The following is an 11,800-nucleotide window of genomic DNA, read 5'->3' as shown; positions in this document are numbered from 1 at the left end:
ATGTGGTGCAGCGGACCGCTACGGCCTGACTCAGCTGCAGCCGCTGGTGCTGCCGCAGCCCTCGCAGACGTAGCAGCTACCGGCCGGGCGCATCTTCGTGCCGCAGGTAAGGCAGAGCGGCGCGTCGGCCGTGCGGCCCTGGTGGCTTTCGAGCGCCGCCGCGGAGCCGTTCCCGCGCGAGGAGGACTCGACGGGGGTGGCCGTCACGCCGGCGGCGGGACCGCCGGCCGCGGGCCTGTCCCCGGCCGCCTTGTCCTCCGGCTTCTCCTCGTGCTTCTCCTCTATGGGCGCCGACTGCGCGAGGGCGGCGGTGTCGATGATGACCTCCTGGGACGCCTGGGGGTCCTCACCGCGCTGCTGCGCCGCGCGCTCGGCCGCCGAGAAGACGCCGAGGGCCGCCCGCTCGTCGTACGGCAGGTGGTCGAGGGCCAGGCGGCGGAAGATGTAGTCGACCACCGAGGCCGCCATGCGCACGTCCGGGTCGTCGGTCATGCCCGCCGGCTCGAAGCGCATGTTCACGAACTTGCTGACGAACGTGTCGAGCGGGACGCCGTGCTGCAGGCCCACCGAGATCGCCACCGAGAAGGCGTCCATGACACCGGCCAGGGTCGAGCCCTGCTTGGACATCTTCAGGAAGACCTCGCCGAGGCCGTCGTCGGGGTAGGACGACGCCGTCATGTAGCCCTTGGCACCGCCGACGGTGAAACGGGTGGTGGTGCTCGGCCGCTGGTTCGGCAGGCGGCGGCGCTTCGGCCTCGGCACCTCCACGATCTGGACGACCGGCTCCGCGGCCTTCTCCGCGGCCTTCTCCTCGGTCTTCTTGGCGATCGAGAGCGGCTGGCCCACCTTGCAGTTGTCGCGGTAGACCGCGAGGGCCTTCAGCCCGAGCTTCCAGCCCTCAAGGTAGACCTGCTCGATGTTCTCGACGGTGGCCGACTCGGGCAGGTTGACGGTCTTGGAGATGGCGCCCGACAGGAACGGCTGGGTGGCCGCCATCATGCGGACGTGTCCCATCGGGGCGATCGCCCGCTCGCCCATGGCGCAGTCGAACACCTCGTAGTGCTCGTGCCTGAGCCCGGGGGCGTCCATGACGTGACCGTGGTCGGCGATGTACTCGACGATGGCCTCGGCCTGCTCCGGCTGGTATCCGAGCTGCTTGAGCGCGCGCGGGATCGTCTGGTTCACGATCTGCATCGACCCGCCGCCGACGAGCTTCTTGAACTTCACCAGCGCCAGGTCGGGCTCGATGCCGGTGGTGTCGCAGTCCATCATCAGGCCGATGGTGCCGGTCGGGGCGAGCAGCGAGGCCTGGGCGTTGCGGTAGCCGTGCTTCTCGCCGAGGCGCAGGCACTCCTGCCACTGCTTGGTCGCCTCGGCCAGGATCGGCCGGTCGAGGCCGTCGTTGGCGCGCAGGTCGTCGTTGGCCGCGGCGTGCTTGCGCATCACCCTCTTGTGGGGCTCGGCGTTGCGCTTGTACCCGTCGTAGGGCCCGACGATCGCGGCGAGCTCGGCACTGCGGCGGTAGGAGGCGCCCGTCATGAGGCTGGTGATCGCCGCGGCGACCGACCTGCCGCCCTCGGAGTCGTAGGCGTGGCCGGTGGCCATCAGCAGCGCGCCGAGGTTGGCGTAGCCGATGCCGAGCTGGCGGTACGCCCGGGTGGTCTCGGCGATCTTCTCGGTGGGGAAGTCGGCGAAGGTGATCGAGATGTCCATCGCCGTGATGATCAGCTCGGTGAGCTTGACGAAGCTCTCGACGTCGAAGGTGTCGTCCTCGCGCAGGAACTTCAGCAGGTTGATGCTGGCGAGGTTGCAGGACGAGTTGTCCAGGTGGACGTACTCGGAGCAGGGGTTGGACGCGGTGATGCGGCCGGTCTCCGGGCAGGTGTGCCAGTCGTTGATGGTGTCGTCGTACTGGACACCGGGGTCGGCGCACTCCCAGGCGGCCTTGCCCATCTTGCGGAACAGCGACCGGGCGTCGACCTCCTCGATGACCTCGCCGGTCAGCCGGGCGCGCAGCCCGAACTTGCCGCCCGCCTCGACGGTGCGCATGAACTCGTCGGAGACCCGGACGGAGTTGTTGGCGTTCTGGTACTGGACGGAGACGATGTCCTTGCCACCGAGGTCCATGTCGAACCCGGCGTCGCGGAGGGCGCGGATCTTGTCCTCCTCGCGCGCCTTCGTCTCGATGAACTCCTCGATGTCGGGGTGGTCGACGTCGAGGACGACCATCTTGGCCGCGCGGCGGGTGGCGCCACCCGACTTGATGGTGCCGGCGGAGGCGTCGGCGCCGCGCATGAACGACACCGGGCCGCTGGCGGTGCCGCCGCTCGACAGCAACTCCTTGCTGGAGCGGATGCGGGAGAGGTTGACCCCGGAGCCGGAACCGCCCTTGAAGATCACACCCTCTTCCTTGTACCACTCGAGGATCGACTCCATCTGGTCGTCGACCGCGAGGATGAAGCAGGCGCTGACCTGCTGCGGCGAGGCGGTCCCGACGTTGAACCACACCGGCGAGTTGAAGCTGAAGACCTGGTGGACCAGAGCGTGCTTCAGCTCGTGGTCGAAGATCTCGGCGTCCTCCTCGGAGGCGAAGTAGCCGTGCTCGCGCCCCGTGCGGGTGTAGACGCCCACGACCCGGTCGACGAGCTGCTTGAGGCTGACCTCGCGCTGGGCCGTGCCGACGGCGCCCCGGAAGTACTTGGTGGTGACGATGTTGGCGGCGTTGACCGACCAGAAGTCGGGGAACTCGACGCCACGCTGCTCGAAGTTGACCGAGCCGTCCCGCCAGTTGGTCATGACGACATCACGGTGCTCCCAGCGCACCTGGTCGTACGGGTGCACACCGGGCGTGGTGTGGATGCGCTTGATCTTCAAGCCCTTGTGGGGCCGCTTGCCCCCGCGCCCCACTGAGCCACTCACCGTCTCCGTCATGATCTCCCCCTTCCGGGGCTCCGCGGAGCCCTCGTGTCGGAAACACATCGTCACGCCGTTCGCATCCCCCGGCGCAGGGGCCACCATGGTCCTCGGCCTTCCGGCCCGCGGACCGCGGTGTCCGGTCGGTTCAGCTTTCCTTGGCGGCTCTGGCCGCCCGCAGTTGCTCGATCTCTTCCTCGAAGTCGGTGAGCGTCTCGAAGCTGCGGTAGACGGAGGCGAACCGAAGGTAGGCCACCTCGTCCAGCTCGCGGAGCGGCCCCAGGATCGCCAGCCCCACCTGGTGAGCCGGGATCTCGGCCGACCCGGTCGCCCGGATGCTCTCCTCGACGCGCTGGCCGAGCTGCGCCAGCGAATCCTCGCTGACGGGCCGGCCCTGGCACGCCCGCCGCACTCCGGCGATCACCTTGTCCCGCGAGAACGCCTCGGTCACCCCGCTGCGCTTGCTCACCATCAGCAGGACCGTCTCTTGGGTGGTGAACCGGCGCCCGCATTCGGGACAGGTGCGCCGGCGGCGGATCGCCGCGCCGTCCTCGGTCGAACGGCTGTCGATGACCCGCGTGTCTGGATGACGACAGAATGGACAATGCATGTGTCGCCTCCATTTCTCCTGGCTCCCATGAGTCACGCGGGCACCACCTCGAATGACGAGGCCCCCGAGGCCTTGACCTCAGGGAAAAGCCGCACATGTTTCCGCATTCCACGCGCTCACCGCCTGTTCCCGCCTAAAACGGGAATAGGCTCGCGCACGCACTGGGGCTGCCCTCAGCGCGGTGACGGAAACACAACTTATGGTGAACCACATCGGTGTAACTACTAGATGTTGTGGTCTAACCGTAGGAGTGCCGCCCCATGAACGCAAGTCGGAGACACCCTTGCGCGAAAACCGGCCGCCCATCAGGGGGAACGGGCCACGGGTCGGCGTGTCGCGCCGCTCGCGGCCGCCGTGCCGCCGCGAGCCCGGCCACGCGACCCCAGGCCGGCGCCCCGCGATCCAGATCGCTCGCGTGATCGACTTTCGGCCCCTCACAGGCATAAGATCGCAAAGTCGAACACGATATCGATCGAACTCCCGTACGATGTCCTTCACCGGACGGCCGAGGATATCGGAAACTCTCGAACAATTGTTTGATGACGATCTTGAACGGCGATATTGTCGCTGTGTGCGACATCAGCAATACGGACCGGGAGCCGGCCGGGCGGGCTTGGCGTGACGGAGCGCCTGACAGGCGCCCGGCGAGGAGGAGCTTATGAGCGAGCAGGAAGAGATCGGCACGGTTGTCAGCGATCTGGCGGTGCGCCGGCGTGATTCCCTTGGTCTCACCCCACGACAACGCAAGATCCTCGAGGTGATCCGCGATTCTGTGCAGCAGCGCGGTTATCCGCCCTCGATGCGCGAGATCGGCGAGGCGGTCCAGCTGACCAGCACCTCCAGTGTGTCTCACCAGTTGACCGCGCTGCAGCGTAAGGGCTATCTACGCCGCGACCCCCACCGCCCGCGCGCGCTGGAGGTCCGCCTGCCGGGCGAGCCCGCCCTCTGGGTCGACCCCGTCGCCCCCGGTGAGGACGAGCCCCTGGTCAGCCGGCCGACGGCCACGTTCGTCCCTCTCGTGGGGCGCATCGCCGCCGGTGGGCCCATCCTGGCCGAGGAGCGCGTGGAGGACGTCTTCGCCCTTCCCAAGCAACTCGTGGGTGAAGGCACGCTCTTCCTGCTCCAGGTCGCCGGTGACTCGATGATCGAGGCGGCCATCGCCGACGGCGACTGGGTCGTGGTGCGCCAGCAGCCGGTGGCCGACAACGGCGACATCGTCGCGGCCATGATCGACGGCGAGGCCACGGTGAAGACCTTCAAGCGCAAGGACGGCCACGTCTGGCTGGTCCCCCACAACGCCAACTACGACCCGATCCCCGGCGACGAGGCCACCGTCCTGGGCAAGGTCGTGGCGGTCCTTCGCAAGCTCTGACCCGCCCGACCCCGCACCTGCCCCGCCCCCGCCTGAGCGCCCACCCTGGGTGAGCGCTCGGGCGGTCGTGCTTTGGGGGGTCAGGGAACGATGTTGACCAGCTTGGGGGCTCGGACGATCACCTTGCGGGGAGCCCCGGTCAGGTGCGAGCGCACCTTCTCCGAGGCCAGCGCCAGCTCCTCCAGGTCCGCCGCGGAGATCGACGGAGCGACCTCCAGGCGGTCCCTGACCTTGCCCGCCACCTGCACGACGCAGGTGACCGAGTCCTGGACCAGCAGGGCGGGCTCGGCGACCGGCCAGCCCACCCGCGAGATCGTGGGGCCGTGCCCCAGCCGCTCCCAGCCCTCCTCCGCGACGTACGGCGCGACCAGCGACAGCATGACCGCCAGGGTCTCGGCGGCCTCGCGCACGGCCGGGTCGGCCGCCCCCGGGCCGGAGTCGATGGCCTTGCGGGCCGCGGAGGTCAGCTCCATCATGCGGGCGACGGCCACGTTGAACCGGTAGGAGTCCAGCAGCCGGGTGACCTCTTCGATGGTGCGGTGGGTGACCTTGCGCAGCTCCACGTCGCCGGTGGCGAAGTCGACGCCGGACGCCGAGGCCGCGCCGGCCTCGGTCATCACGCGGAACGCCCGGGCCAGGAACTTCTGCGAGGCGGCAGGCGAGACGTCGGCCCAGTCGATGTCGTCTTCGGGCGGGCCCGCGAAGACCATGGTCAGGCGGACGGCGTCGACACCGAACGCGTCGATCTGCTCACCCAGGTCGACGCCGTTGCCCAGCGACTTGGACATGGACTTGCCCTGGTTGATCACCTGGCCCTGGTTCAGCAGGCGCAGGAACGGCTCGGTGAAGTCGACCATGCCCATGTCGTGCAGGACCTTGGTGAAGAACCGCGCGTACAGCAGGTGCAGCACGGCGTGCTCGACGCCGCCGACGTACTGGTCGATCGGGCCCCAGCGCCTGACCTGCTCGACGTCGAACGCGCCGTTCTCGAAGCGCGGCGAGCAGTACCGCAGGAAGTACCACGAGGAGTCGACGAAGGTGTCCATGGTGTCGGTGTCGCGCTGGGCGCGGCCGCCGCACTTCGGACAGGAGACGTTGACCCACTCGGTGGCGCTGGCCAGGGGCGAGACGCCCTTGGGAGCCAGCGCCTCTCCGCGCAGGTCGGGCAGCGTCACCGGCAGCTGGTCGTCGGGGACGGGGACCTCACCGCAGTCGGGGCAGTGGATGATCGGGATCGGGGTGCCCCAGAAGCGCTGGCGGGACAGCAGCCAGTCGCGCAGCCGGTAGTTGACGGAGGCCTTGCCGGTGCCGCGCTCGCGCAGGATCTCGGTGATGCGGGTGATCGCCTCGGCCTTCGACAGGCCGTCCAGCGGCCCGGAGTTGACCAGCCGGCCCTCGCCGGCGGTCGCGGCCCCGCTCTCGCCCGGGTCGGCCAGCCCGGTGTGCACGACCACCCGCACGGGCAGGTCGAACTTCAGCGCGAAGTCCAGGTCTCGCTGGTCGTGCGCGGGCACCGCCATGATCGCGCCGTGGCCGTAGTCGGACAGCACGTAGTCGGCGGCCCAGACGGGCATGCGCTCGCCGTTGACCGGGTTGACGGCGTACCGCCCCAGGAAGACGCCGGTCTTCTCCTTGTCGGTGGCCAGCCGCTCGATGTCGCTCAGCTTGGCGACCTCGGCGCGGTAGGCCTCCAGGGCGGGCAGCTGCTCGGGCGAGCAGATCTCCTCGGCCAGCTGCGCGTCGGCGGCGACCACGAAGAACGTCGCGCCGTACAGGGTGTCGGGGCGGGTCGTGTAGACCGTGACCGGCTCGTCGCGGCCCTCGATCTCGAACTGGACGTCGGCGCCCTCGGAGCGGCCGATCCAGTTGCGCTGCATGGCCAGCACGCGGTCGGGCCAGCCGTCCTCCAGGCCGTCCATGTCGTCCAGCAGCCGGTCGGCATAGTCGGTGATCTTGAAGTACCACTGGGTCAGCTCGCGCCGGATGACCTCGGACCCGCACCGCTCGCACCGGCCGGCGACGACCTGCTCGTTCGCCAGCACGGTCTGGTCCTTCGGGCACCAGTTGACCAGGCCGCCCTTGCGGTAGGCCAGGCCGCGCTCGAAGAAGCGGTTGAACAGCCATTGGTTCCAGCGGTAGTACTCCGGGTCGCTGGTGTGCAGGCGCCGTGACCAGTCGAAGGAGATGCCGTACCTCTTGAACGAGGTCGCCTGGGTGTCGATGTTGGCGTAGGTCCACTCGGCGGGGTGCGCGTTGCGCTTGATGGCGGCGTTCTCCGCGGGCAGCCCGAAGGAGTCCCACCCGATGGGGTGCAGCACGTTGTAGCCGAGCTGAAACCAGTAGCGGGCGACCACGTCGGCGATCGCGAAGACCTCGCCGTGACCCATGTGCAGGTCACCGGAGGGGTAGGGGAACATGTCGCACATGTACCTGCGGGGGCGCTCGTCATCCGCGTCCTCGCCCGCACGGAACGGGTCCAGTTCCTCCCACCGCGGCTGCCACTTCGCCTGCAGCGCCTGCGGATCGTACTGCTCGTCACTCACGGCCATGTCCCTCGGTTGACTCAGCGCGGATGGCTCGACCAATAAAGAAACCCCCCGTGTCCACGAGGGGCAGCCGCGTCGACCGGTGTCTCACCTCGGTCGCCGCGGCCCGCCAAGAAGCAGGGTCCTGCCACGCATAGCTCAAGGGTAGCGCAGCGAGCAATCGGTCCTCGTACGGATTTCGCCACATCCCTGGTGGCTACGGGAAACAGTCACAGGGAGACCCGATGGTGATAGATCCGTTGTGACCTCATATGTCCCTTTAGTTTAACCTTTTCGCCGTGGTGAACTCGTATGAACCGGAGCCCAGCCCGGAATCCGCGGTCCAGGGCCTGCCGATGCAGGATCCGCCGACCGACCCGACGGGCCTGCAGTTCCGCGGGGCTTTCTCGGATTCTCCTGCGGACACCCCCGCTTCGCATGAGATCATGCCGAGCACCCCCAATCCGGGCATGATGTCGGGAGGTTCGCCAGCGATGGCTCCTGAGCACACCAGCCAGCCCACGCGGCCTCCGGCATGGCCGGAGAACCCACCGGCATGGCCGGAAATGCCCCCGCCACCGCCCCCGCCCCCGCCGGCGCCCTCCGCGTCCGTGTTCGACCCCGCTCCGTACGGCAACCGCACGACGTCCGACCCCTCCCACGAGGTCTCGCAGTACGCCCCTCAGGGGCACACGCAGACGTCGTTCCCCCCGCCGCCGCCGATGCCCTCCTCCCCGTACGCCCCCCAGCCCACCGGCCCTCAGCAGTACGCCCCCCAGCCCACCGGTCCCCACCAGTACGCCCCGCAGCCCGGTGACTCCCGGTCCACCGGCCGGCGGCAGTACGAACCTCAGAACACCGGGCCGGAGGCCATGGGCCCCCAGCAGACGGGCCCCCAGCAGACGGGCCCCCAGCAGTACGCGCCCCAGCCCGCCGGCCGGCCGGAGTACGCCCCCCAGGGCACCGGGCCGCAGCCATCCGGGCACCAGCAGTACGCTCCCCAGCCGTACGCGCCTGCGGCCACCGGGCCTCAGGTGTTCCCCCAGCAGGACCCCGGCCGGCAGGTCGCCGACCGGCAGGTCGCGGGCCATCAGCAGTACGCGCCCGAGGCGCCGGCGCACTCCTCCCGGGTCGCCGACGAGCCCGCGCCCGCCTACACCCCGCCCGGCACCGAGACCACCGTCCGGGTGTCCGCCCCGTCGTCACCTGAGCAGCCGCGCGGGCGAAGGGGGCAGCGCCATGCGGCGCCTCCCCGCGAGCCCGACGATCCCTACAAGCCGTTCGTCACCGCCGGTCAGATCAGCGGGCCCAAGACGCCTCCTCCCGAGCGTCAGCAGGAGCTCTGGAACACCGTCTTCGGTGACAACTACGAGGCGATCGGCGACGAGGCCGAGGCCGCCGGGGGCGGCAAGCGGGTGTGGCTGTTCGCGCTCGTCGCCTCGGTCGGGGTCGCCCTGGTGGCGGCCCTGCTGTGGGCCGTCCTGGCGGGGCCGTTGCGCTCGGCGCCGGCCGAGACCGAGGCGAGCAAGGGGAAGGGCACGCCCAAGGCCTCCACCTCGTCGGCGGGCAAGGCGGGCACCGGCACCACCAAGCCGCAGTCCATCGGCAGGCTGCCGAGGTATCCCGGCGACGCCTCCCCGCGCGCCGGCGTCCTCACCGACAAGGTGTCGGCCATCAGCCTGGCCAGGCTGGGCGGTCCGTGGCGGCTCGACCTGGACACGCAGCGCGTGCAGTCGACCTATGGCTTCAGCACCAGGCAGTACGTCGCCGCCGGGACCGACGCGGCCGGTACGCCCCGGTTCGCCCAGGTGATGACCGGCCCGCTGGCCACCGCCCTGGCCGGCAAGTACTCCGCGTCCGCGCCCGGCAAGCTCACTCCGGTGATCAGCTCCGTCGCGTTCGCGGCCCGCAACAAGTTCTTCCCTCCGGGGAACAAGGTCGTGAAGACCGCCGAGCAGCGCCTGTCCGCCGGAGGCCGCCCCGCGCGCGTCGTGGCGTACCAGATCCTGGCGGGCCGCACCAAGACCACGCTGGTGGTCGGCGCGGTGAGCACGGGCGCGGAACGGCCGGTGATCGTCTACATGTCGGTGCCGGACAGCAAGAAGGAGCTGCTGCCCGACATCAACACGATCTTCTCCTCGATCCGGCCGGTGGCCACGGCCTCCTAGCGACGCGCCGCGGCTAGAAGTCGCAGGGCAGGTGCTTGATGCCGTTGATGAAGCTGGAGAACAGCCTCTTCGGGCGGCCCGCCTGGATCTCCGGCACCCGGTGGAGCAGCTCGCGGAACATCACCGTGATCTCCCGCCGGGCCAGGTGCGCGCCCAGGCAGAAGTGCGGGCCGGGGCCGCCGAACCCGACGTGCGGGTTGGGGTCACGGGTGATGTCGAAGCGGTACGGGTCGGCGAACACCGCGCGGTCGCGGTTGGCGGACCAGTAGTACAGAACGGTCTTGTCCCCCTGCTTGTAGAGGGTGCCGTTCATCTCGAAGTCCCTGGTGACCTTGCGGCGCATGTAGTTGACGGGTGCGGCGAGCCGTACGATCTCCTCGACCGCCTTGGGGGCGTGGCCGTCGATGTCGGTCAGCCACCGGGCCTTCTGGTCGGGGTTGCGGGTCAGCATGAGCAGGCCCTGCGAGATGGCGTTGCGCGTGGTCTCGTTGCCGGCCACGACGAGCAGGATGAAGAACGACCCGAGCTCCTGGAGGGTGAGCCGCTCACCGTCGAGGTTGGCGCTGACCAGCGAGGAGGTCAGGTCCCCCGTGGGGTTCTCGGCGCGGTGGGCGGCGAGGTCCTGTACCAGCTGCTGCAGCTCCAGCCCGGCGTTGAGCATGGCGGCCACGACGCTGTCCATGTCGCCCGCGGGAACGTACTCGGGGTCGGAGGCGCCGAGGATGATGTTCGAACGGTCGAAGACGAACCGGTAGTCCTTCTCCGGGATGCCCATCATGTCGCAGATGATCTTCAGGGGCAGCCGGGCCGCCACCTCGGTGACGAAGTCGCAGCCGGGTCCGGTCTCCAGCAGGTCGTCGACGATGGCGACGGCCGCGGCCTGGACGTCCTCCTCGAATTTCTGGATCATCTTCGGGGTGAAGGCCCGGGAGACGATCCTCCTCAGGCGCGCGTGCCGGGGATCGTCCATATTGATCATCGAGCCGAAGTACTCGGCGAACTCCGGGGGCATGTCGGCGATGTTCGTCGCGCCGCCGTCACCGGAGCAGAAGACGTCAGGGTTGCGGCTGATCTCGATGATGTCGGCGTGCCTGACGATCGCGTGATAGCCCTGGCCTCTCGGCGCGAAGGAGAGCTCGGGCTCCTCGAAGAAAACGGGCGTCTCACGCTCCCGCAGCAGCTCGAACGCATGCTCGCGCTCGGCCATGGGCCGCGCCCAGAAATCCCAGTCCGACAGGTTGATCTGGTCGTACGACGTGATCGGCTTGCGTTCCGGGGGTGTCTCCACAGTCATGGTTCCATGATTGAGAAAAGCGGTCACTTACGTCAAACCGAGCGATTCACCTGTCGAGCCAGCGCAAGATGGCGTCGTTGACCTCGCGCGGGCGTTCGAGGTGCAGGAAGTGCCCCGCTCCCCGGAGCACCTGCACACGTGAACCCTTCGGCAGATGCGGTGCCGCGCCCTTCACCAGGTCGGCGCCCAGGCAGCCGTCGTCGTGGCCGTGGAGATACAGCACGGGCCGCTCCCCCACCCGCCCCACCGCCGCCTGCTCCTCCGCGTAGTGACCGGTCTGCGGCGTGGTGCCGAGCATGGCGCGGTAGTAGCCGATCGCTGCGGCCAGGTTCTCCGGGTCGCGCAGGCACTCCTTGACGTGGGCCACGTCCTCGCCTGCCGCGTAGCCCGGTGACCAGTCGCGCCACAGCCCCTCGATGAACCCCTCGGACGTGGCGGCGGTCTCGGCCAGGCCGGTCTGGAACAGGAAGATGTAGAACGACCGCTTGAGCTGCTCGTAGTCGAAGAAGCTCGTCAGCATCGCCCCGATCGGCGGCATGGCCATCGCGACGGCCCTGCGCCACCTGCCGGGCGCGAAGGCGACGGCTCCGTACACCGGAAGCGCCCCCCAGTCGTGGCCGATGAGAACGGCGTCGGCGTCACCGCCCAGGGCGTCGTGGAGCGCCACGGCGTCGGCGATGAGCGCCCCGCCCTCGTAGGCGCCGTCGGCGGGCACGCCGGTCGGCGCGTAGCCCCGCATGAAGGGCGCGACGGCGTGGTACCCGCGCTCGGCCAGTTCGGGGAGCAGGTGGCGCCAGGTGTGGGCCGAGTCGGGGAACCCGTGGAGGCAGAGCGCGAGCGGCCCCGAGCCCATCGAGAGGTAACCGAACTCGATGCCGTTCGCCTTTACCGTCCTGACGCGATCCATCGATGCCTCCC

The 11,800-nt window shown here is 69.4% G+C and carries 7 protein-coding genes; 2 read left to right on the top strand and 5 right to left on the bottom strand.

All coding sequences use genetic code 11. From position 1 onward, the window contains the following. Positions 1-30: 30 nt before the first annotated feature. Positions 31-2,931, bottom strand: coding sequence for a vitamin B12-dependent ribonucleotide reductase (locus ABD810_RS14995; protein ID WP_344939365.1), 2,901 nt, complete (start codon positions 2,929-2,931; stop codon positions 31-33). A gap of 130 nt (positions 2,932-3,061) precedes the next feature. Beyond that, positions 3,062-3,523 carry a transcriptional regulator NrdR gene (gene nrdR, locus ABD810_RS14990; protein ID WP_344939363.1) on the bottom strand — a complete coding sequence of 154 codons (462 nt, stop codon included), beginning with the start codon at positions 3,521-3,523 and terminating at the stop codon, positions 3,062-3,064. Positions 3,524-4,181: 658 nt separating this feature from the next. Between nrdR and lexA the strand changes: the two genes are divergently transcribed. Then, positions 4,182-4,895, top strand: coding sequence for a transcriptional repressor LexA (gene lexA / locus ABD810_RS14985; protein ID WP_344939361.1), 714 nt, complete (start codon positions 4,182-4,184; stop codon positions 4,893-4,895). An 80-nt stretch (positions 4,896-4,975) separates the two neighbouring features. Here lexA and leuS read toward each other — a convergent pair whose 3' ends face one another. Next, complete coding sequence (leuS, locus tag ABD810_RS14980; protein ID WP_344939359.1) at positions 4,976-7,444, bottom strand: leucine--tRNA ligase; 2,469 nt, start codon at positions 7,442-7,444, stop codon at positions 4,976-4,978. Between the two features lie 470 nt (positions 7,445-7,914). Between leuS and ABD810_RS14975 the strand changes: the two genes are divergently transcribed. Next, a complete protein-coding gene (locus ABD810_RS14975) occupies positions 7,915-9,588 on the top strand; it encodes a hypothetical protein (RefSeq protein ID WP_344939357.1) in 1,674 nt (557 codons plus the stop codon). Positions 9,589-9,601: 13 nt separating this feature from the next. Here ABD810_RS14975 and ABD810_RS14970 read toward each other — a convergent pair whose 3' ends face one another. Next, the gene (locus tag ABD810_RS14970; RefSeq protein WP_344939354.1) at positions 9,602-10,882 is read right to left on the bottom strand and encodes a cytochrome P450; all 1,281 of its coding nucleotides are present in this window, start codon (positions 10,880-10,882) and stop codon (positions 9,602-9,604) included. A 46-nt stretch (positions 10,883-10,928) separates the two neighbouring features. Then, positions 10,929-11,789, bottom strand: coding sequence for an alpha/beta fold hydrolase (locus tag ABD810_RS14965; protein ID WP_344939352.1), 861 nt, complete (start codon positions 11,787-11,789; stop codon positions 10,929-10,931). Positions 11,790-11,800 lie beyond the last annotated feature (11 nt).

It is taken from the genome of Sphaerisporangium flaviroseum (assembly GCF_039537005.1).
Taxonomy (GTDB): Bacteria; Actinomycetota; Actinomycetes; order Streptosporangiales; family Streptosporangiaceae; genus Sphaerisporangium; species Sphaerisporangium flaviroseum.
Note: the sequence above shows the minus strand (reverse complement) of the source record. Positions and strands in the feature narration are given on the sequence as shown.